Source organism: Candidatus Omnitrophota bacterium (genome assembly GCA_028715965.1).
In the GTDB taxonomy this organism is placed as follows: domain Bacteria; phylum Omnitrophota; class Gorgyraeia; order Tantalellales; family Tantalellaceae; genus JAQUQS01.
Genome location: JAQUQS010000004.1, coordinates 46,494 through 66,278 on the forward strand (window position 1 = coordinate 46,494; position 19,785 = coordinate 66,278).

27 protein-coding genes, 2 tRNA genes, 1 other RNA gene and 1 riboswitch are annotated in these 19,785 nt (G+C 48.2%); of the genes, 29 read left to right on the forward strand and 1 reads right to left on the reverse strand.

Annotated elements, in window-relative coordinates; all coding sequences use genetic code 11:
- Positions 1 to 8: 8 nt before the first annotated feature.
- The 29 genes from PHH49_03200 to PHH49_03340 all read left to right on the forward strand — a co-directional run bounded on the left by PHH49_03200 (position 9) and on the right by PHH49_03340 (position 18,548).
- The gene (locus tag PHH49_03200) at positions 9 to 230 is read left to right on the forward strand and encodes an NIL domain-containing protein (protein MDD5487957.1); all 222 of its coding nucleotides are present in this window, start codon (positions 9 to 11) and stop codon (positions 228 to 230) included.
- Between the two features lie 20 nt (positions 231 to 250).
- The gene (locus PHH49_03205; GenBank protein MDD5487958.1) at positions 251 to 649 is read left to right on the forward strand and encodes a Rid family detoxifying hydrolase; all 399 of its coding nucleotides are present in this window, start codon (positions 251 to 253) and stop codon (positions 647 to 649) included.
- A 39-nt stretch (positions 650 to 688) separates the two neighbouring features.
- Positions 689 to 1,423 carry a fumarylacetoacetate hydrolase family protein gene (locus PHH49_03210; GenBank protein MDD5487959.1) on the forward strand — a complete coding sequence of 245 codons (735 nt, stop codon included), beginning with the start codon at positions 689 to 691 and terminating at the stop codon, positions 1,421 to 1,423.
- Positions 1,424 to 1,483: 60 nt separating this feature from the next.
- Positions 1,484 to 1,927 (forward strand): D-aminoacyl-tRNA deacylase, encoded by a 444-nt coding sequence (gene dtd, locus PHH49_03215; GenBank protein MDD5487960.1) that lies wholly within the window; start codon positions 1,484 to 1,486, stop codon positions 1,925 to 1,927.
- A gap of 19 nt (positions 1,928 to 1,946) precedes the next feature.
- Positions 1,947 to 2,219, forward strand: a complete 273-nt coding sequence (locus PHH49_03220; protein MDD5487961.1) for a cupin domain-containing protein — start codon at positions 1,947 to 1,949, stop codon at positions 2,217 to 2,219.
- The gene (locus PHH49_03225) at positions 2,216 to 2,704 is read left to right on the forward strand and encodes a hypothetical protein (GenBank protein MDD5487962.1); all 489 of its coding nucleotides are present in this window, start codon (positions 2,216 to 2,218) and stop codon (positions 2,702 to 2,704) included. The genes PHH49_03220 and PHH49_03225 overlap by 4 nt, the downstream gene beginning before the upstream one ends.
- Positions 2,705 to 2,756: 52 nt before the next feature.
- Positions 2,757 to 3,962, forward strand: a complete 1,206-nt coding sequence (locus tag PHH49_03230) for a 6-phosphofructokinase (protein ID MDD5487963.1) — start codon at positions 2,757 to 2,759, stop codon at positions 3,960 to 3,962.
- Positions 3,963 to 3,980: 18 nt separating this feature from the next.
- Positions 3,981 to 4,433: a DUF296 domain-containing protein gene (locus tag PHH49_03235; protein ID MDD5487964.1), complete on the forward strand. Its 453-nt coding sequence runs from the start codon at positions 3,981 to 3,983 to the stop codon at positions 4,431 to 4,433.
- Positions 4,434 to 4,437: 4 nt separating this feature from the next.
- Positions 4,438 to 4,776, forward strand: coding sequence for a PilZ domain-containing protein (locus PHH49_03240; protein ID MDD5487965.1), 339 nt, complete (start codon positions 4,438 to 4,440; stop codon positions 4,774 to 4,776).
- Between the two features lie 558 nt (positions 4,777 to 5,334).
- Positions 5,335 to 5,411 (forward strand) — tRNA-Ile (locus PHH49_03245).
- A 112-nt stretch (positions 5,412 to 5,523) separates the two neighbouring features.
- A tRNA-Val gene (locus PHH49_03250) sits at positions 5,524 to 5,600 on the forward strand.
- A gap of 20 nt (positions 5,601 to 5,620) precedes the next feature.
- Complete coding sequence (locus PHH49_03255; GenBank protein MDD5487966.1) at positions 5,621 to 6,343, forward strand: C4-type zinc ribbon domain-containing protein; 723 nt, start codon at positions 5,621 to 5,623, stop codon at positions 6,341 to 6,343.
- Positions 6,330 to 6,743 carry a ribonuclease HI family protein gene (locus PHH49_03260; GenBank protein MDD5487967.1) on the forward strand — a complete coding sequence of 138 codons (414 nt, stop codon included), beginning with the start codon at positions 6,330 to 6,332 and terminating at the stop codon, positions 6,741 to 6,743. The genes PHH49_03255 and PHH49_03260 overlap by 14 nt, the downstream gene beginning before the upstream one ends.
- A gap of 20 nt (positions 6,744 to 6,763) precedes the next feature.
- Positions 6,764 to 7,128, forward strand: an RNA gene (gene rnpB, locus PHH49_03265) — RNase P RNA component class A.
- A gap of 65 nt (positions 7,129 to 7,193) precedes the next feature.
- Positions 7,194 to 8,051 (forward strand): ARMT1-like domain-containing protein, encoded by an 858-nt coding sequence (locus PHH49_03270; GenBank protein ID MDD5487968.1) that lies wholly within the window; start codon positions 7,194 to 7,196, stop codon positions 8,049 to 8,051.
- A gap of 10 nt (positions 8,052 to 8,061) precedes the next feature.
- Positions 8,062 to 8,625 (forward strand): hypothetical protein, encoded by a 564-nt coding sequence (locus tag PHH49_03275; protein ID MDD5487969.1) that lies wholly within the window; start codon positions 8,062 to 8,064, stop codon positions 8,623 to 8,625.
- Entirely contained in the window at positions 8,622 to 10,427 is a 1,806-nt protein-coding gene (locus PHH49_03280) for a hypothetical protein (protein MDD5487970.1), read from the forward strand. The genes PHH49_03275 and PHH49_03280 overlap by 4 nt, the downstream gene beginning before the upstream one ends.
- Before the next feature lie 128 nt (positions 10,428 to 10,555).
- Positions 10,556 to 10,915, forward strand: a complete 360-nt coding sequence (locus PHH49_03285; protein ID MDD5487971.1) for an exosortase system-associated protein, TIGR04073 family — start codon at positions 10,556 to 10,558, stop codon at positions 10,913 to 10,915.
- Positions 10,916 to 11,041: 126 nt separating this feature from the next.
- Entirely contained in the window at positions 11,042 to 11,413 is a 372-nt protein-coding gene (locus PHH49_03290; protein MDD5487972.1) for a PilZ domain-containing protein, read from the forward strand.
- Between the two features lie 37 nt (positions 11,414 to 11,450).
- Entirely contained in the window at positions 11,451 to 11,816 is a 366-nt protein-coding gene (gene bamE / locus PHH49_03295; GenBank protein MDD5487973.1) for an outer membrane protein assembly factor BamE, read from the forward strand.
- A gap of 42 nt (positions 11,817 to 11,858) precedes the next feature.
- Entirely contained in the window at positions 11,859 to 12,212 is a 354-nt protein-coding gene (locus tag PHH49_03300) for an aspartate 1-decarboxylase (GenBank protein ID MDD5487974.1), read from the forward strand.
- Positions 12,212 to 12,769, forward strand: coding sequence for a peptide deformylase (gene def / locus PHH49_03305; GenBank protein ID MDD5487975.1), 558 nt, complete (start codon positions 12,212 to 12,214; stop codon positions 12,767 to 12,769). The genes PHH49_03300 and def overlap by 1 nt, the downstream gene beginning before the upstream one ends.
- Positions 12,738 to 13,184, forward strand: a complete 447-nt coding sequence (locus PHH49_03310; GenBank protein ID MDD5487976.1) for a GatB/YqeY domain-containing protein — start codon at positions 12,738 to 12,740, stop codon at positions 13,182 to 13,184. The genes def and PHH49_03310 overlap by 32 nt, the downstream gene beginning before the upstream one ends.
- 27 nt (positions 13,185 to 13,211) lie before the next feature.
- A complete protein-coding gene (locus PHH49_03315) occupies positions 13,212 to 13,601 on the forward strand; it encodes a hypothetical protein (GenBank protein ID MDD5487977.1) in 390 nt (129 codons plus the stop codon).
- A gap of 74 nt (positions 13,602 to 13,675) precedes the next feature.
- A complete protein-coding gene (locus PHH49_03320) occupies positions 13,676 to 14,893 on the forward strand; it encodes a hemolysin family protein (GenBank protein MDD5487978.1) in 1,218 nt (405 codons plus the stop codon).
- Positions 14,890 to 15,879, forward strand: coding sequence for a hemolysin family protein (locus PHH49_03325; GenBank protein ID MDD5487979.1), 990 nt, complete (start codon positions 14,890 to 14,892; stop codon positions 15,877 to 15,879). Before PHH49_03320 ends, PHH49_03325 begins: the two co-directional genes overlap by 4 nt.
- Before the next feature lie 4 nt (positions 15,880 to 15,883).
- Positions 15,884 to 16,570: a hypothetical protein gene (locus tag PHH49_03330; protein ID MDD5487980.1), complete on the forward strand. Its 687-nt coding sequence runs from the start codon at positions 15,884 to 15,886 to the stop codon at positions 16,568 to 16,570.
- Between the two features lie 350 nt (positions 16,571 to 16,920).
- Complete coding sequence (locus PHH49_03335; protein ID MDD5487981.1) at positions 16,921 to 17,769, forward strand: radical SAM protein; 849 nt, start codon at positions 16,921 to 16,923, stop codon at positions 17,767 to 17,769.
- Between the two features lie 86 nt (positions 17,770 to 17,855).
- A complete protein-coding gene (locus PHH49_03340) occupies positions 17,856 to 18,548 on the forward strand; it encodes a response regulator transcription factor (protein MDD5487982.1) in 693 nt (230 codons plus the stop codon).
- Here PHH49_03340 and PHH49_03345 read toward each other — a convergent pair.
- Positions 18,545 to 19,426, reverse strand: coding sequence for a hypothetical protein (locus PHH49_03345; protein MDD5487983.1), 882 nt, complete (start codon positions 19,424 to 19,426; stop codon positions 18,545 to 18,547). The genes PHH49_03340 and PHH49_03345 overlap by 4 nt on opposite strands.
- A gap of 201 nt (positions 19,427 to 19,627) precedes the next feature.
- Positions 19,628 to 19,716: riboswitch (cyclic di-GMP riboswitch) on the forward strand.
- The last annotated feature ends 69 nt before the right edge of the window (positions 19,717 to 19,785 follow it).

A 19,785-nucleotide genomic window follows, 5' to 3' on the forward strand; every position in this document is an offset into this window, starting at 1 on the left:
GAGCCGATATGCAGGAAAAACATGTTGAGTTATTTATCCCGGGTGAGCTGAAGGAAGAACCTATAATCTGTAATATGATCCGTAACTATAAGGTGGACATAAAGATCGTGGAAGCGTCTTTCTCCACGGAAAGCGGATGGGCATATCTTATTATACACGGCGAGGAAGAGGAAATAGCGCGGATGTTCGACTATTTAGGGGACAAAGGGATCAGCATAGAAGAGCAATAACCTGGTCTCGGGCATGATCCATGGATGAAATCACCAAGAAGAAGGTAGAATGCCACGATGCCCCGGCTGCCATAGGGCCTTATTCACAGGCGGTATGGGCCGGGGATCTTTGTTTTGTTTCCGGGCAGATAGCTATAGACCGGATCACCGGGGATATGGGCAAAGACGATATCCTTGAACAGACAGCCACTGTTCTGGCGAATATCTCGAACATACTCATAAGTACCGGTCTGTCCCTTGCGGATATCGTTAAAACAGAGGTTTTTTTGCGTGATATGGGTGATTTTGCGGATATGAACGGTGTATACGAGCGTTTTTTCAGTGAAGTAGAGATAAAACCCGCCAGATATGTTGTCCAGGCCGTGAAATTACCGAAAAACGCCCGCATAGAGATAGCAGCTACCGCATATAAGCGTTGAACAAATGACCCATGCCAGGGATCGTGAGGCCGGACATTTATGAGGTTGATCAGATTTGAACATGATAATTCGATATTAGAGGGCATATTGACCCCTTCCGGAGATACGGCCACAGTTATAAGCGCCGGCCGTAAGGTCGAATACCAGCTCGATGATGTTACGCTTCTTCCTCCGTCAGCCCCTTCCAAGATAGTATGTGTGGGCCTGAATTACAGGGATCACGCGGAAGAGCTGAACATGGAAATACCGCGGGAACCGGTAATATTCATTAAGCCGGCGACGGCTGTAATAGGACCGGGTGGGACCATAATATATGAAGGCGAGGGAGAGGTCCATTATGAGGGAGAACTGGCGTTCGTTATCGGCAGGGGATCCAGGCATGTAAGGGCCGGAGCGGCATATGATCATATCAGTGGATTTTCCTGTTTTAATGACGTTACCGCCCGCGGGTTGCAGAAAAAGGATGTGCAGTGGACAAGGGCGAAATCCTTTGATACTTTCGCTCCTTTCGGTCCGTGGATCGAGACAGAACTCGACCCGTCAGATCTCGGGATACGGACATATCTGAACGGGAACGTCGTCCAATCCTCCCGAACGTCCCGGATGATCTTCAGTGTCCCGGAAATACTGGAGTTCATAAGCGGGATAATGACACTTATGCCTGGAGATGTCATCGCGACAGGCACACCTCCGGGGGTGGGCCCAATGGGGTCTGGGGACAAGGTAAAGGTAGAGATCGACGGTATCGGCGAGCTTGTTAATATAAGAGGCTAGCCTGTTGATCCGCATGATAATAGTTGATAATAGGAAAGGTTTATAATAGGATATAGATCGATGAAGATCGTTGTACAAAGGGTAACCCGGGCCAGAGTAGTGTCTGAACCCGGGAAAGAAGAGAAAATAGGCAAGGGCATGCTTCTCCTGGTAGGGGTGGCTGTCGGCGATACGCTGGAAGATGCCGGCAGGATGGCCGCCAAGATATCCAAGTTAAGGATATTCGAGGACGAAGCCGGCAAAATGAACCTGGACATACTTCGCGCGGGGGGTGAGATCCTCAGCGTACCGCAATTTACCTTATTGGGATCCCTGGAGGACGGCAACAGGCCGGCATTTGATGGCGCCGAGGAACCGGCGAGGGCCATGGCGTTATGGGAGTATTTCAATGAGGTCCTTCGGGGCCGAGGGCTGACGGTAAAGACGGGATCCTTTGGGAAAAAGATGTGTGTGGGGCTGGAGAATGACGGCCCGGTCACTTTTGTTCTGGATACCGCGATATGAACGTTCCAGGAGGTGTGATATGCGTATAAACGTGGAAAGGCCTGACAAAAAAACACTTGAAAGTATGGGTATTAAAGAATGGCCCATATGGACGAAAGAACCCTCCCGGTTTGATTGGTCCTATGACCAGAAAGAGGTCTGTTACATACTTGAAGGCAGGGCTAAGGTGACACCTGATGGTGGTTCTCCCGCGGAGTTCGGCCCGGGAGACCTGGTCACTTTTCCCGAAGGGATGCAATGTGTATGGGATATAAGCGAAAAGATAAAAAAACATTACAGGTTCGGCTCATGAGGATCATGCTCAGGTATTCCAGCGCGCAGGTAGTGTTCCTGCTGTTATTTATGGTTGTGGTGACCATGGCCCATAGTGAGATCAGCATGGAAGACGGGGACATGATGCTTGGGGTTCCCTTGGGCGGTTCCGGGGATGGACCGGATTATGATCTATGCCCCCAGGCTGTCAGCGTGGTGACCCAGTTCCTGAACGCGTGGCAGAGGTCGGATTACCAGACAATGTATGAGCTGATAGATGAAGAGTCGAAGGTGGACTATACGTTCGAGGACGCCAAACTGGATTTTCAGTTCGTTCCATTCAAGCCTTACACTATTAGCTCAATAAGACAGAGCGGGGATGATTTTGAGTTCATTTTGACGTATGGTAACTGGAAAAGCGGGGATAAGGCCCTGGAAAAAATGATACTAAGTGGACGAACGTTCAAGGTAAAGATGCCCACCAGGAACTCTTTTTTCAAGAAATCCCTGGACGCGTATTTTTAAAACACTTGCTTAACAACCATAAAACAGTGGAACAGGAGGAAGTATGTCGGCTATTAAGAAGATCGGGATCATAACCAGCGGAGGGGATTGCGGGGGGCTTAACGCTGTTATCAAGGGTGCCGCGGGCATGGGAAATGCCCTGGGGATCAAGACCTATGTGGTGCCGAACGGGTACGCGGGATTGTATAACCTGGTGGATTTCGAAAAACTTACCGAGTTGACGTCGGAACGGCTTGACCTGATAAACGCCAACGACGCGGGGTCCGAGGCCGGACATTCGCGTGTGAAGGTGAAGAAGATCAAGGATGAAGGCAAATATGACCGTATAAAGGAAGGAATGAAGAAATTCCAGCTGGATGGCCTTGTCATCAGCGGAGGGGATGATTCCGGTAGTGTCATGGTGGACCTCCATACGAATGGTGTCAACTGTGTACATGTGCCGAAGACCATGGACCTTGACCTCCAGACGTATTCGGTGGGTGGTGATTCGACCATCAATAAAATAGCCGTTTATGCCGATGAACTCAAGACCACCGGCCGTACACATAACAGGATAATCGTCATGGAGGTGTTCGGGCGATATGCCGGGCATACCGCGTTCAGGGGTGGCGTGGCGGGAGATGTCGACGCGGTACTTATCCCGGAAATACCCGTGGACTTCGATATCCTGTACAAGCATGTAAAAGAAAGGTTCTATAGCCGTGTGCATGTAAGTGACGTCAATGCCGTGACATATCTTATAGTCGTGGCGGAAGGGCTCCGGAACGCTAGCGGGGCTGAGATCGTGGATGAATCCGCCGGGGTGGACTCGTTCGGGCATAAAAAACTCGCCGGTGCCGCCAAATACGTTTGTCAGGAACTTACGAAGAGGTTCAAGGCGGACACAAGTGTAAAGAAGATAATGGAAGAGACGCATATGTACGTGGAAGATATTTATACCATACCGGAAGTGCGTTCTGTCGCGCCGGGACATCTTGTCCGTTGCGGTCGCAGCTCCGCGTATGATGTTAATTTTGGCAAGGAGGTCGGCGCGGCGGCGGTCCAACTCATGGTTAACGGGATCACCGGTGTCACCGTGGCCGGAGTGAGGGGGAAAGAAATACGTTATATGCAGGCGAAAAAAGCCATTGAACAACGTCATGTCGACCTGGACCAGGTGAAGATATTCGAGGGGCTGGGGATCTGTTTCGGACGACCCTCGGAACAATATAAACCGGAATTCAAGGAACAGGATAGCGGGCCAGAGCGTTATATGTAACAAGTCCGTATTCGTATCATGGAGTATCGCGAAGCAAAAGTAGGGAGGGTCATCATTGTCAGGTTTGACAATGGTGACCCTCTTTTGCGTGGGATCGAGGAGATAGCGCGCAAGGAGAACATTTCGTTCGCTACGGTCACGCTTCTTGGCGCCCTGGCATCCGCTCGTATGGTGACGGGCCCTGAGGACGGGGCTATCCCGCCTAAACCCATTATGTATGATTTCGAAGAGCCAAGGGAAGTTCTTGGATCGGGGACGATAATCAGGTCAGGGGTGTCTCACAAGGTACATCTACATATTTCCGCGGGGAGGGAAGGAGGCGGAACCACCGGGTGCCTGCGTTCCGGGGATAAGGTATTTATAACTGTAGAGGCCGTTATAACTGAGGTCGTCGGGCCGGATGTCTCAAAAGGGTTCGATGAGGGAAGCGGATGTAATATACTTCGTTTTAACGGTCCGGGAGCCTCATAGTACGATGATATCAGATGAAAAAAGGGCCTTTAAAAGGGCTGGTCACAAGTTCACGCTAAAATACAGGTCCGGGACCCCGAATGGGACCGCCGCAGGACTTGCCGTGACCGAAAATCTAAGTATGGGCGGTACATTTTTCGTGTCCATGGATATGATGGAGATCGGACATGAAGTCGATATCGTAATACTTATGCCTGACGGGCATGAAAGTAAATGGATGGGCCGTGTCGTAAGATGCGAAGAGTATGGACACGGAATGGTGAAGACCTACGGTGTGGCCGTTGAGTTCACCAGGGCCGTTAGTGACGCGGAACGACGATTGAGAGATGCGTTGAAAGCTTGATCGCGGCGGTTTTTCATAAAAAATTTTCCTACAACATGATTTTTGAAAAAAAAATTACGGCCCGATCCGTAGCGGGTGGATAACGCGTTTCAGGGCGTGCTCCTACAGCCCTTGTATTTCAAGGGGTATAGCAGATGCCGCAGATCGCGCGCATGTTCGGCAATGACATGCTATCGGTTGTCGTGATAAAGAAGAAAATATGAAAAATTTTTTTATTTTGGCTTGCAAATCAGTTTTTATAATGTATATTTTAATCAAAGAAAAAATATTTAAGTTGAGGGGCAGTAAATTTAACTAAAGGGGGTGAAGTAATGGTAGTAAAGAAAAAGAAGGCCGCAAAGAAAAAGGTCGCGAAGAAAAAAGTAGCAAAGAAAAAGGTCGCGAAGAAAAAAGTAGCGAAGAAGAAAAAGTAAGTACACGAAAGATTAAGTTGATCACGGAGGGGCAGGCAAAAGCCTGTCCTTTCGCTTTATATAGGCCTTATTTTTTGCTCTTGCAAATCCTCAAAATATTGTGATATAATACGCACTCTGTAAAAACCGTCGGTTGTTGCAGTGTGGGGGCATAGCTCAAGTGGTTAGAGCAACTGACTCATAATCAGTAGGTTCATGGTTCAAGTCCATGTGCCCCCACCATTTAACATCGGGATACTGGTCCCCGCTCAATGAACGTATGTGAGGTCAACTGTACAATGGACTTACGATGAGGCCTCGGTCTATTGGGTGGTTGACTTTTTTGTTATTTTTGGGGCGCATAGCTCAGCTGGTTAGAGCGCATGCCTCACATGCATGAGGTCGGAGGTTCGAGTCCCCCTGCGCCCACCATTACATTGAAAAGGAAAAAAATGAGCGACAAGACGGACTATTCCGGCGTGATCGATTGCTTGGCCGAACTTCAGAAGATCGATTCCCAGCTTTATGACATCCGCTCCGAGATAGCGTCCATTCCCGATATGATCGCGGGTTTTGACGCTGAGTTGGCCGAGAAAATGAGTGCTTTTAACGCGGCGGAATCAAGACTGAAGGAACTGCAGCTCTCCAAGGGGAAAAAAGAACTTGAAATGAAAGATAAAGAAGAGAAGGTCAAGAAGCATGAGGGAGAGCTCTATCAGATCAAGAACAACAAGGAATACACGGCTCTCCAGTCGGAGATAGAAAGTATAAAGGCTGATATTTCCCTTTTGGAGGAAGACCTGATCCGGATATTTGACGAGATCGAGAACGCTAAGGCTGACCAAGCGCGTGAAAAGGATGCCTGTGGGGAAGAAGCGGCTTTGGTCGAGACGGAAAAACGTAAGATCGAGGATCACAGGAAAGAGCTTGAAGCCCAGGTAAGTAAGATGGAGGCGGACCGTAAGGTCGTCGCCGCCGGCGTCGATGAGCAAACCCTTTACCGGTATGAACGTATCCTAAAGAACAAGGGGAGGACGGCTCTGGCGGAAGTTAAAGGAGCTTTTTGCGGCGAATGTAACATGCAGCTCAGGCCCCAGGTATTGAACGATGTCAAAATAAAAAGAGATATCGTGTTCTGTGAAAATTGCGCCCGGATACTTTATGCAAAAGACTGACAGTCTCAAGATATTCACCGATGGCGGGTCGCGAGGAAATCCCGGGCCGTCAGCCATTGGGGCGGTCCTTTATGATGCCGAGGGGAATAAGGCCGGGGAGTTGTCGGCGCTTATAGGTTCCGGGACCAACAATATAGCCGAATACATGGCTGTTATCCTCGCGCTCCTGGAAGCGAAAGATATGTGCGCGGGGCACATAGAGATATGTATGGATAGCCAGCTGGTGGCCCGCCAGCTTACGGGCAAATACAAGGTTAAGGATCCGAACATATTGAAGCTGAACTGTATCGCGAAACGGATATTCAAGATGTTCAGGGAAGTCAAGGTCGTTGAGATCCCCAGGGCCGAGAACAGAGAAGCAGACGCTCTTGTTAACAGAGCGTATGGAATTGTGGCGTAACGCCACTTATAAAGCTCATTGGAACAGGCTGTGTGACCGCGCTTTGTACTTTGTACATTGTGAGGAAAGTCCGGGCTCCACATAGCAGCGTAGCGGGTAATACCCGTCCATCGCAAGATGAGGATCAGAGCCACAGAGACGAGTCCCTGGTCTTAGATGCCTGGCATCCTGAGGTCAGGGGGTGAAACGCGGCAATCTCTACGCGGAGCAAGGCCAAATAGGGGAGGAACTTTGTATGCGCGGATCACCGCGCGTGCTGGTCACGAAGCTGCTAGTTTCGTCAAACTCCCGGGTAGGCTGCAAGAGGCTGTTAGTGATAATAGCCCCAGATGGATGGTCACAGGGCATATGCCTACAGAACCCGGCTTATAGGCCTGTTCCAATTACTTTACCTGTCAGATATATTCCTAAGTCCCGGCCTTGGCAGATCATCCTGAAAGAGGAGATAATTTGAGAACATATCCGGAATGTATGTCATGTTTTATCCGTCAGGCTCGAGACGCGGCCGGGTTCGCCGGCGCTGATAGCGGTCTTTTAGGGTCTGTTGCCAAAAAGGCCCAGGAATTGATCTCTGCTTTTGATCCTAGTTCGTCCCCCCCGGAGTCCTCGGTACAGATATATGACATGGTAGCGGAAATCATGGGGAAGGAAGATATATATAAAGAGGTAAAGCTTTCCAACAATAGAATGGCGCTCGCGTTGTACCCTGAGCTCAAAAATACACTGCGGTCCGCGCGGGACCCGCTGCTTTTGGCGGTGAGGATGGCTGTCGCCGGCAATATAATCGATTATGGCGTTTCCCATGTGTTCGATGTCAAAAAGGAACTGGAACAATGCGCGGATAGGGACTTCGCGGTGTTTGATTACAAAGCCTTCCGGGAGGAGGTCAGCTCCGCCCGGAATATCCTGTACCTGCTTGACAATGCCGGCGAGATAGTCATGGACAAGCTGTTGATAGAGACCATGGGAAAAAATGTAACGGCAGTTGTCCGGGAAGGCCCGATAATCAACGACGTTACCATCGAAGACGCTGTATATATAGGGTTAGACAAGGTATGCAGGGTCATCTCCAGTGGATGCCGGGCCCCAGGCACCATATTAGAAAAATGCAACGAAGAGCTTATTAAGTGTTATAATACAGCCGATATGGTGATCAGTAAGGGGCAGGGAAATTTCGAGACCCTTGCCGGCAGTGCCGAACGGCGTATTTTCTTCATATTCAAGGCAAAATGCCCGGTCGTGGCGAAATATGTCGGATGTGATCTTGGCGACATACTTCTGAAAGTCATGCCGGCTGTGTCTCTTTAGGGGAAATGGTATGTTCATAAAGAAAAAGAACGTTTTTGTGGCTATATTCTCTTCCGGGATAATCGCTCTGGTGTTCATTTCCACCCTTGCGGGGTATTTACTGTACGGGCAGTGGAGGAAGGATAGCCTGGCTTCAAAATACAGGTTCTCGATATATTCACTTACCGCCGATATCTTTCGTAACGAAGTCGTTATATCCAATATCCGGGTCAAGCTTGAAGGCGACCACGCGGATGTGCCGATCCTGGAGTGGGCTGTAAAGAACAATTCGGGCAAGACCATAGTTTCCATATTGCTGGAGGTCGGGTTCGTGAAGGATGACGGTACAGTTGTATATAAGGCGTGGCTCAAACCACTGGATGAAGCCGGCGCGGTATTGCATGATAAGCTTTATGATGACCTGGGCGCTGGTAAAGGCATAGCCCCGGGGGAAACTCTTTCTTTCCGCCAACCGCTACGTAATTGCCCCGAAGGTATGATCGAGCGAATAGCTTCGCGCGATAGTTTCGCCAGGAACGAGTTCGCGGAGAACATAGAATTGAAATATACGCTCAAGGGGCTGAAGCTCATATGAAGAAATTATTGATAATGGTCTTTCTGGCAACGGCCTCGGTCTTCCTGCTGTTCCTTCTCGCGTTAGTATATATCGATATGTCGGGTCATGTCTGGTATGAATATGAACTCAAGGATAACGGCGGGATAACCAAGGCCTATGTAAAGATAGACAGGTATGTGACAGAGGATAAGATCGTGTATAGAAGCGCGTATAGGGCGGACGATTCTTATGGTTATTCCCGTGTGCGTAAGGAGATATTCTTAAAAAAAGACGCTGTAAAGTTCCTGAGGTCGCGTGAAGAGGCGTTAGGTCAGCGCGGCCTGAAAAGGCTTGTTATCGCGGACATCAGGCCCGATGGTATGGATTATCTCTTTTATGAACATCCCCGGTTCTTTGTCCTGAACAAGTTCCCGGTGGCAACTGACAGCCTTGAGTTCTCCCCTGAGGGAGCCGTATCCTATATGCCGCTTATGGAAATGTATAATTACTGGAAAAAGGGAACGCAATATTTCCATGTGATCATACCGTTCAAGGACCCGTTGGCTCCGCTTATGGGGTCCATAGCCGTGAGGTACGACGATGAAAGCTATATTACGGTATTAGGCAAAAAGGTAGAAGCTGATCGCTTTATTCTTACGGGTGAGTATATAGAGGATATAACCCTATATATGTCACGTTACACCCATAAACCCCTCATGATAGTGTTCAATGATGGGGGAAAGTACGTGCTTACAGGGGTTACGGAAGACCCGGTCGAGCGTATCCGGAAATTCGCGCATAAGGTCTATGGTGTGATTGACGGGGTCAGGAACAGTTTGTATCTCTCGTCCGATATGACGGAGAAAAATTTCTCCCCGGCTCCAGCGACCCTGTATATCGAAAAAGCTGTTCATTCTCGCAGGCCTTACGGCGCGCAAAAAGACATATATTTCGACAGTTTTAACCGTGTGCTTTCCGGTCGGGCCTGGTACCCTGACAAGCTGGAAAAGTACGGTGCTTTCTTTTTTATACCGGACGACGGGCCGGTACCGCTGGGGGAAGAGGAAATGATAAAAGCTATGGCGGCGGAGCTGAATAGCGCCGGATACGCTTTCTTCACTTATGATGGCCCCGGTCGAGGGAAAAGCCAAGGCAGTATAGGGGGAATGGACGATAAAAAGAAGTTACAGGATATAAGGTCTTTTATAAGATTCATGATGAAGGACCCCAAAATAGACCAGGCCAGAATGTGTATAGCCGGGTATAAAGGAGGTGGATATCTGGCTGTAAGGTCGGTGGATGGGGAGGAATATGCCGGTCGATGTATCGTATTAGGATTGCCGGAAGCAACTCCCTTAGGATCGAGCGTGACGGTGTCCGATGTTAAGGAGATGATCGGCAAGTATATGTCCCGAGATCCCATCATACGCGGGGACGCGGTAGTGGGGAGTAATGTTCCGGATGGCACTCTGGCTTTCTTTGATCAACTTGGCAGGACCGAAGGCGGAGTTATGTTCTTTAAGGCGATGAACATGCCTGTATCTGAATTCCGCAATATACTGCAGAGGGATTTTATCGGTGCCGTAGAAGCTTTGCCAGGCCCTGTGCTTATCGTTACAGGAAGGAACGATATAAATTTTACGCCGGGATTCCTTTCCCAGATTGAAAAAGCGGCCAAACTCAATAACCCCGACAGTAAAGTCGCTGTTTGCCGTGATATCAGCGATTATCTGGGAAAGTACAATGAACATAACGGAAGACGGTATTTTGAGCTGGACAAGGATGTCGTGCTTCTTGTTCGTAATTGGGTAACAAGTGGAGAGGCCGCGCGGGGAGAGTAGGCGTTCCGGCCCTTGTAGGCGCTTATCCATAAAAGCATACGAGCGTAAAGTCCGTAACTGATTGTATGCGTTTGACTTTTTGTCCGCGTTATGATATATTCCATGAAAACCTGAAAGGGGGACTAATAATGAAGAAGTTTTTTGTGGTTTTTTTGGTGTTAGTTCTTGCGATGTCTTTTTCGTTAACGGCCATAGCCGCGGATGCGCCATCCGCTAAGGCATCGACCGCCAAGACATATCCCGTAGGGCCCATACAGAAAGCGGAAAGAGGGTTTTCTAATGCCGTTTTCGGTTGGACAGAGATACCTAAGAGGATAGTAGATGAGTCGAAAGCGTCGAACCCGGTAAAGGGACTTTTCCTGGGGTTGTGGCAGGGTAGCTGTAAGGCATTCGCGCGGACGGCATCAGGCGTTGTCGACATGGCAACGTTCCCGGTAGGGCAGTATGACAAACCGGTCATTACGCCGGATATGCCAGCTGCGAAGTAAGCGGGATCAAGGGAAAATGCGAAAGCGGGCGGTTTATAACCGCTCGCTTTTGTTATATATATAATATTATAGATATTCTTGACGTAACGGCGTTTTGTGTGTTATACTTCTCGGCATAGGTGACAAATGAAGCAAAAACTACCTGAGAGAAGACGATTTTTAAGGGTCAATGTGCCCTTGAATATCAACGTTAGCTGCAGTGGTGTAAGCGGGGTCACGGCGCAGGTCAAGAACGTATCCCCCGTCGGTCTGGGTATAGAGATCTTAAGAGAGCTTAAGATAGCCCAGAACCTTGATCTGGAACTTTTTTTGCCCGGGGAGAACGCTCCAGTTGTTCTTAAGGGCATTGTTGCGTGGCAGGCAAAGAAAAGTCTTGAAGACAGCTCACCATATGACGTCGGTATCGAGATAATGGATATATCCGACCGAGACAAAAATAAATTCCTTAAATACCTTTGTGATCTTCTTTACGGTTCCGTCAATGATGTCAGGTGTTAGCCACATTTACAGGAGGTGTGCTTTGAGGTCCATTTTTATGGCAGTCGCGGTGTGTATGATGGCAATGAATTTGGTCGGATGCGCGGAGATAGATGTTCCGTCCCCCGGCCGCATGATAAAAGATCCATTAAGCGGAGGTTTGACCCGCGGCATGTCGAAGAGCCAGGTCATGAATATCTATGGCCAGCCTGGCGTAAAACGTACGGTCGAGTCCGCAGATTGGGGAGCGACAAGAGAGGAATGGTATTATAACGCCAAATATACCGGTCTTCCTGTAGGAGCAGGATATCTCACTGAAGACCTGTATCTGTATTTTGACGGGGATAGCCTGACCAACATAAGCAAAACGCCGATAGGGACCAGTTCTACGGCAGACCAGGATGATACACAGCAGATCAAATAACGGCATCGCTGAACATTCATGTAATTAATAAGGAGAGTTAACATGTTTAGGACATTATGTAAGTCAAAGATCACCAACGCGGTCATTACAGGTAAGGAACTGCAATATGATGGCAGTATAGGGATCGATAAGACGATCATGGAAGCTTCGGATATATTGGCCGGAGAACAGGTACACGTGCTTAACGCGAACAACGGAGAGCGTTTCACGACGTATGTTATAGAGGAAAAGCCGAATTCCGGACGGATCATACTGTATGGTCCCGCTGCCCGGAAAGGTGAGGTGGGGGATGGTCTGGTCATTCTTTCCTATTGCTTGCTGGAAACGAAGGAAAGCCATAACTTTTCGATGAGGACCATATCTCTGGCAAAGAACAACCAATGCAAGATCAAGTAATGGATGGATTATCTTTAAGGACATTCCCGGACGATTGTCTGAGAAAAAGGACGGAGCCAGTAACAGAGTTTGGAAAATGGCTTACTGATGTTTTGCGCGAAATGGCTAATATCATGTACCTGAACCAGGGGTGTGGTCTGGCCGCTCCCCAGGTCGGTCTCGACAAAAATATATTCGTCACGGATGTGGACGATGACCTGTGTTTTTTCGTCAATCCCGAGATCGTAGAAAGATCGGCGGACCTGGAGGCCATGGACGAAGGATGCCTTAGCCTTCCAGGGGTGACCGTTAGGGTAAAACGTCCGGCAAGGATCCGGATACAGGCTCAGGACAGCAATGGGACCAGTTTTTTCAGGGATCTTGACGGTTTGGCCGCGAGAGCCGCGCAACATGAATACGACCACCTTAACGGCCGGCTTATCATAGACAACCTGAATCCTATACAGGGTTTTATCGCGAAAAAGAAACTTATGAACATCAAGGCCAGCGCTGACGGCGCAATAAGAACATGTGAGGTGGTTTGCAATGCTCGAAAAAAAGATCGCGGAAGAACTTAATCTATCCCTGAAAAGCGGCGATAAGTTAAAATTATCCGTTTGCCGGATGATAATGTCGGAGATAAAGAATCGCAAGATCGAGGAGAGGACCAAGGACCATTTGTCCGACGATCTGACGATATCGGTAATACGTAAGATGGTCAAACAACATCTTGAGTCCATCGACCAGTTCGAAAAAGGCGGCCGGTCCGACCTGGCGGATAAAGAGAAACAGGAACTTGTGATACTGGAGGGGTATTTGCCCGCGCAGATGCCTGAGGGAGAGGTCTTAGTAGTGGTTGAGGATGTCGTGAGATCGACAGGCGCTTCCTCTGTCAAGGATATGGGCCGTGTTATTAAAGAGGTTATGGCCCGGACGCAAGGACGCGCTGACGGAAAGACCGTCAGCGATATGGTTAGAAAAAGGTTGAACTAGTTATACAAGACGAAAGGGGAGAAAAGGATGAACGCTAACACGACCAGAAAGATATTCGCGGCCATAGGCGTAGTTGTCCTGGTGGCGGGTATAGGGGCTTTGACCTGCAGCGCGGAAAGCGCAAAAAAAAGCCTTAAGGAAAAAGCTAAAGACGCTGGAAGGGCTACGATAAATTACCCGGCTAATGTAGTAAAAGAATCAGCCGATATCGTAGGCTCGGCCGCCAAGGGGACTGTAAATACCGTCGGCAATACGCTTAACGCTACCGGCCAGACCTTGACGGGGGATGTTGACAAGGCTAAAGACATAGTTGTCGCCCCGGTCGAAGGTACTGTCGAGACCGTTAAAGATGCCACAGTAAGCACCGTGGAGATGCCGGTTACCGCAGCTAAGACGACCGCGGAACAGAATAATTAGTTAATGATCTTATCCGTAGCGGAGGCGTAGGCCTCCGCTACGGATATTATCTCAGCATCACATTTCATCAAAAAGTGGATATAATAATTTTTTGCATTTTACTCGGGTTTTCCGCATTCTTTTCCGGTTCGGAAACCTCCTTTCTGTCCCTGGACAAGTTCCGTATCAAACAACTGGAATCGGATGTCTCTCCTGCCGCGCGCAGGGTGGTCTCGCTTCTTTCCGGGCCGTATAAGCTGCTGGTTACCATTCTTATAGGCAACATGCTGGTTAACATAGCCGCCAGCTCCGTTCTCGCGGACGCTATGTACGCGCTTTTAGGGGAAAAAAGCCTTGGTGTGTCCATTGTTTCCATGACGGTCATAATATTGATATTTGGCGAGGTTACTCCCAAGATGTTCGCGTTGTCAAACGCGGAACATTTCGCGAAAACAGTCTCGTTGCCGCTCAGATTTTTCGAGATGCTATTTTCCCCGTTACGTCTGGTTTTCGTTAACATTGCTCATACCATTCTCAGGACGTTCGGGTTCAAGCTATCGTCGGCCCAGCAGAATATCACGCTTGACGAGATCAAGTCGTTCTTTTCTCTGGGGAGGACCAGGGGGGTCGTTAAGGAAAAAGAACAGGATATGATCGAGAATATACTGGAGTTCAAGGAGCTGAACGTGGCGGATATCATGACGCCGCGGATAAATATAGTGGCCCTGGACATTAACGCGCCAAAGGAAGACCTGGTGCGTGAGATAAAGGACAGCCAAAATTCGAGGTACCCGGCATATGTCCACACAATAGACAACATTGTGGGTATCATACATGCCAAAGAATATTTATTGGACCCGAACGTGCCCGTCAGGGAGATCCTTAAAAAACCGTTTTTTGCCCCGGAGAGCATGAAGATAGACGATCTCCTGCGGGAATTACAGCGTAGACATACGCATCTTGCTATTGTTACCGATGAATATGGAGTCACGTCAGGGGTGGTTACGGTGGAGGATGTGCTTGAGGAGATAGTCGGAGAGATAAAGGACGAGCGAGACCACGAGCCTCCACCAATAAGGAAGATCGACCAGAAAACCTACCTGGTCGATGGACAGACCCATATTGATAAGGTGAACGATGAGATTGGTACGGAGTTGGTCTCGGATGAGGTGGATACTATAGGCGGGTATTTCACGCTAAAGTTCGGCCGTATGCCTCAGGCCGGAGATCGCATAGAATGTGATGGGTTTGCCATAACAGTAAGGGATGTTTCCAAGAACAGAATAACCAGTTTGACATTTGAGAGATCATGATACCACTTTATACGATACTTGTTGTCGCGGCCATATTTTTCCATGCGTTCTTTACGGCCTCGGAGATGGCGTTCACCAGCGTGAACAGGGTAAGGCTTCGGTCCCTTGTCGACGCCGGCAGCAGGCCAGCTATACGTTTACATGATTTTCTAAAGGACGAGGGCGCTTATCTCGGGACCACCCTTGTCGGGACGAATATCTCGGTTGTCATCTCATCGGTCCTCGCTACGCGTATTTTCATGGAGTATTTCCCCCAAGAGACAGTATCAGTGCTTGTGACTTTGATAATGGTGCCCCTCACCTTGATGTTCGCGGAAATAATCCCCAAGATACTGGCCAGGCAGTTCGCGACCACTATGGCCTTACGTCTTGTATATCCGATCGGCAGTTTCAATAAGATATTCCGCCCCGTGATAAGCGTGGTCAATTTTATCGCTCGTCGCATCATTTCCCCTATAAGAGGAGGGCAGGCCAGGACCAGGCCCACGGTGACGAAAAGTGACCTGAAAAAACTGCTTTATCTCGGGCATGAAATGGGCACGGTAGAAGCCGGCGAAGTGGAACTTATACACAAGGTCCTGGATTTTGGGACAAAGAAGGCGGGATCTATAATGGTCCCTCTTTACAGGCTATCGTCGATATCCGCGGAGGATCCCGTGTCAGACCTGAAAAAACTTGTAGCGCTGACCGGATTTTCCCGGATCCCGGTATACCGGGAACGTAAGAACAATATAGTTGGCATCATAAACATATATGATATACTCTATACGAACGGGGCCGGCGTGGACGATATGCCGGTACAGAAATTCATGCGGGAGCTTGTCTATCTCGATAAAGATGACGGGCTCGATATAGCGCTCGCGAGACTTAGACATCGGAAACAACCGATGGGTATTGTCGCCGACCAGATGTCCCAGATCGTAGGCATTGTGACCATAGAGGATATTCTTGAGGAGTTAGTGGGGGAACTCGAGGACACGAGGTGAGAAAATGAGTCTTATATTCGTTATTCCCGTTATTGTTGTGATAATCATATCCGCTTTGATCGTAAAAATAACGTCGGTAGCTTTGAACCTTACAGGCCTGGAAAAGCACAAAGCATTTTTTCAGACGTTATCGGCTTTTACCGGCACGGGGTTTACGACCAGGGATTCTGAGCTTATCGTCAATAACAACATAAGAAGGAATATCATAATCTTCCTGATGATAACAGGTAACGCGGGACTGGTTTCCATCGTAACTACGCTTATGATGTCTTTTTTCAAGGGTGGGATGTTGTTCACGCCTGTCCTGATCAACATGGCGGCCATACTTCTGGTGGTGCTTGTTATAATCAAGTTGTCGTCAAATAAGGTATTCGCGCGCAAATTCACGAAGAAGATACAGGAAAAGCTGATAAAGAGCCCCACGTTCACAAAGCGCCCGGTCGAAGAGATATTGCATCTGGCTGAAGGATACGGGATAGCTGAAGTGACGCTGGGGGAAGAGTGTGTAGACATAGGGAAAACGCTGATCAACTCATCTTTCAGGCAGAACGATATTCTTATACTGGCTATTGAGCGGGGGACCAGTGTCATTCCGGCGCCTCACGCGACCGATAGCCTCGACGTGAACGATACGTTAATATGTTATGGTAAGTTGGCCAACATTGTTAAGATAGGTAAAGAGAAAAAATGACCACGAGGTTGCCCGGACCGGGTGAGCGCGGGGATCTCATGAAAACACGTATGGAGGTTATATGGTCAAGTATATAGTTCTATGTTCATTGCTTGCAGCGTCTCTTTTAGCGGCAGGTTGCGGAGAGACCGTTAGCGGCCTGGGTAAGGACGCCAGGCGGATAGGTTCGGGGATACATAAGGTCTTTATACGGGAATGACCGGCAACAATACGGGAAAAAGGGCAGTCTTGAATGACCTGCCCTTTTTATTTCCATGAAAACGGCTACCAGAACAGATCTCATCAAAAAGGCTTTATCACGGCTTCAGAAGCGCATGGATCCATGTGGGCTGTGTCCCAGGAAATGTTCAGTGAACAGACGTAATGGAGAACGCGGGAAGTGCGGCGCGGGTATGCGTGCCCGGGTCTATACTTATATGGCGCATTATGGTGAGGAGCCTCCCGTGTCAGGTTCACACGGCTCCGGGACCATATTCTTTTCTGGCTGCAATATGTCATGTGTATATTGTCAGAACTATAAGTTCAGCCAGGCCGCCATGGGGAGGGAGCTTTCCGCCCAGGAGCTTGCGGATGTCATGCTTAACCTGCAGGATAAGGGATGCCATAATATAAACCTGGTTTCCCCGACGCCGTACGTGCCACAAATACTTGAAGCGTTAATTCCGGCTATAGACCGCGGGTTGTCTGTCCCTATTGTGTACAATACGGGAGGGTATGACCTGGTCGATGTACTGTCCGATCTGGAAGGTATCGTGGATATTTACCTGCCGGATATGCGATATGCCGACAACGAATGGGCCCTGAAATTCTCCGGTATACCGGATTATGTCGAAAATAATCGTGCCGTAGTGAGAGAAATGATACGGCAAGTGGGGACCAGGCCGGTATTTTCCGGGGACATCATGACCAAAGGACTCATCGTGCGTCTTCTGATGCTTCCGAACGGGATATCCGGGACAGATCTAACGCTTGATTTCCTTGAGTCACAAGTGGGGACAGATCTTTATTTGAGCCTTATGAGCCAGTACTATCCGGCCTATCGCGCTGATGGGATGCCTGAAGTCTCGCGTAAAATCAAAAAAAGTGAGTATGATGCGGTCCTTCGTAAAATGTCAGAATGTGGGTTCCATAACGGCTGGATACAGCCTTTTGGAGAGTTTGAAACTAGGTTTGCTGGTGAGAATTTCGAGCCTGTTTGAACAGCCCATTATTTCAAAACTAATATTTGATTTATAAGCTGGTGTGAGATAAACTTATATAAAATGAACATAACTCTAGGGGAGTCGTGGAGAAAAAAAAGCTAGTGGCTGTGGTGGATGACAGCCCGGACATCCTGAAAATCGTATCTTTACATCTTGAGAAGGCCGGTTTTTTGTCGCGTTGTTTCAAGAACGCCGGGAGTTTTCTTAACTCCTTGAAGAGTGAAACGCCGGATTTTCTTATACTTGACCTGATCTTGCCTGATATGGACGGTTTTGACGTGTGTAAGCACATGCGTTCAGATCCCGCTCTGAAGAACATTCCCATACTGATGCTTACCGCGAAAGACGAAGAAGTGGACAAAGTCCTCGGGCTGGAATTGGGCGCTGATGATTATGTGACAAAACCATTCATGCCCAGAGAACTTATGGCCCGTGTCAAGACCATCCTTAAACGCTATGAAAGGCCGGAAGAAGAGAGTGACAGTACTATAAGATTCGGTGATCTTTTAAGCATAGACGAAACCCGGCATGAAGTCATTTTGAACGGCAAATCCCTTGTTTTTACCCCTACAGAGTTCAAGATACTCAAACTTCTGTGCGCATCGCCCGGGCAGGTCTTTACCCGGGAAGCTATATTAAAGCATTTATGGGGAAGCGAGAAAGTCGTCGTAAAGCGTACGGTTGATGTACACATACGGCATATACGGGAAAAACTCGGCAAATACGCTGATATAGTAAAGAATGTCCCGGGCGTAGGGTATAAATCCGAACTCTAGTCTTTAGTCCACTTGCCAGAACTCTCAACCTCTGAAAGCAGCATTTCTATCTCCGCCTCTTTTTCCAGATTTGAATTGTTCAGGTCGTTTATTGTTTCTTTCTGGCTTGTGATTATAGCGTTCAATCGTTCGAGTTCGTGATTTTTAGCGTTCAGGTCCGATATGTGGGTTTTCATCGATGAAGCGTGTTCAGAGGAAAGTTCTTCATATTTGGCGGTAAGGAACGAGATCATTTCATCCTTTTTCAGCACTGAGCCGGATGTGGTGTCCTCTACTTTTTTCAGGGAGAGACTGTTGTATGCCATTATCGCGAAAAGGAAAGAGAGAAGTATCGCTCCGGTCAATACTCGCAATAGGGATGTTCTTTTTGGGCGAGGTATCGCGGATAATTTTTCGTTGGTGGTAGCGAACGCGTTATGTATCTCATCAAGCCTTTGAGTGAGTGTCTTAGTGTCTTTTTGCAGGTAAGCGATATCAGAAATAGACTTTTCCAGTGTTGTGACGACCGAACGGACCTGTTCGATCTTTCCCAGCAGAAGCTCGGTTTTCCCGTCTTGTGAATACATATCGATATCCCGGGTGAGGGGGATGTCATGTGTGTGCGGCTGGTCTCCCTGGCTGTCATCGTCATCGTTGGAGGACAGCCATCCGGAGTTTGGTGCCGGGCCGTCAAAGCCGAGTAAAGTCTCAACATTTATGTTCGGATATTCCCTCTGAACATCGTTCTTCAATACATATAAGCTGTTCTCATGATTTATGGCAAGCAGGCGTTTATCTCGTATCTCATCTTTGACTATAGTAGTTGGAACGCCTAAGGCAGTTGAAAGTCGATTCAACTCGATAAACTCACGACCCAATCCATCTCGATATGTAGTCATAGTTTTTCTAACCTCCTCAAGATGTAGTATATATTAAATTACCTATTATGTCAAATTTATAAAATACGCTTATATATATAAAATACATGAAAGTAAATATTAAATAATAATTAACTAAATAAAAATCCAGTTTTAATTGCATTTCATAACAATCTAAGTATACTTAATATAGATACTAAAACTGGTTCTTTTAAATGGATTTTTTGAAAAAGGCAACCTCCGTGAAAGCGGAAGGGCGCAAAGCTATAAGAGCCTAAGACCTCAAGGGGTTACGGTAGTCAGCTGCCAAAGAGAGAAGGTATACATTGACCCATGGCTATTATAGTCATGGGTTTTTTTATCCCCCGTAGCCAGATAGG

Bases quoted from the DNA above. Each gene is read 5' to 3' on its own strand.
- PHH49_03200 (MDD5487957.1), top strand. From the start codon at position 9: ATGCAGGAAAAACATGTTGAGTTATTTATCCCGGGTGAGCTGAAGGAA.
- PHH49_03205 (MDD5487958.1), top strand. From the start codon at position 251: ATGGATGAAATCACCAAGAAGAAGGTAGAATGCCACGATGCCCCGGCT.
- PHH49_03210 (MDD5487959.1), top strand. From the start codon at position 689: ATGAGGTTGATCAGATTTGAACATGATAATTCGATATTAGAGGGCATA.
- dtd (MDD5487960.1), top strand. From the start codon at position 1,484: ATGAAGATCGTTGTACAAAGGGTAACCCGGGCCAGAGTAGTGTCTGAA.
- PHH49_03220 (MDD5487961.1), top strand. From the start codon at position 1,947: ATGCGTATAAACGTGGAAAGGCCTGACAAAAAAACACTTGAAAGTATG.
- PHH49_03225 (MDD5487962.1), top strand. From the start codon at position 2,216: ATGAGGATCATGCTCAGGTATTCCAGCGCGCAGGTAGTGTTCCTGCTG.
- PHH49_03235 (MDD5487964.1), top strand. From the start codon at position 3,981: ATGGAGTATCGCGAAGCAAAAGTAGGGAGGGTCATCATTGTCAGGTTT.
- PHH49_03240 (MDD5487965.1), top strand. From the start codon at position 4,438: ATGATATCAGATGAAAAAAGGGCCTTTAAAAGGGCTGGTCACAAGTTC.
- PHH49_03255 (MDD5487966.1), top strand. From the start codon at position 5,621: ATGAGCGACAAGACGGACTATTCCGGCGTGATCGATTGCTTGGCCGAA.
- PHH49_03260 (MDD5487967.1), top strand. From the start codon at position 6,330: ATGCAAAAGACTGACAGTCTCAAGATATTCACCGATGGCGGGTCGCGA.
- PHH49_03275 (MDD5487969.1), top strand. From the start codon at position 8,062: ATGTTCATAAAGAAAAAGAACGTTTTTGTGGCTATATTCTCTTCCGGG.
- PHH49_03280 (MDD5487970.1), top strand. From the start codon at position 8,622: ATGAAGAAATTATTGATAATGGTCTTTCTGGCAACGGCCTCGGTCTTC.
- PHH49_03285 (MDD5487971.1), top strand. From the start codon at position 10,556: ATGAAGAAGTTTTTTGTGGTTTTTTTGGTGTTAGTTCTTGCGATGTCT.
- PHH49_03290 (MDD5487972.1), top strand. From the start codon at position 11,042: ATGAAGCAAAAACTACCTGAGAGAAGACGATTTTTAAGGGTCAATGTG.
- bamE (MDD5487973.1), top strand. From the start codon at position 11,451: ATGGCAGTCGCGGTGTGTATGATGGCAATGAATTTGGTCGGATGCGCG.
- PHH49_03300 (MDD5487974.1), top strand. From the start codon at position 11,859: ATGTTTAGGACATTATGTAAGTCAAAGATCACCAACGCGGTCATTACA.
- def (MDD5487975.1), top strand. From the start codon at position 12,212: ATGGATGGATTATCTTTAAGGACATTCCCGGACGATTGTCTGAGAAAA.
- PHH49_03310 (MDD5487976.1), top strand. From the start codon at position 12,738: ATGCTCGAAAAAAAGATCGCGGAAGAACTTAATCTATCCCTGAAAAGC.
- PHH49_03315 (MDD5487977.1), top strand. From the start codon at position 13,212: ATGAACGCTAACACGACCAGAAAGATATTCGCGGCCATAGGCGTAGTT.
- PHH49_03325 (MDD5487979.1), top strand. From the start codon at position 14,890: ATGATACCACTTTATACGATACTTGTTGTCGCGGCCATATTTTTCCAT.
- PHH49_03330 (MDD5487980.1), top strand. From the start codon at position 15,884: ATGAGTCTTATATTCGTTATTCCCGTTATTGTTGTGATAATCATATCC.
- PHH49_03345 (MDD5487983.1), bottom strand. From the start codon at position 19,426: ATGACTACATATCGAGATGGATTGGGTCGTGAGTTTATCGAGTTGAAT.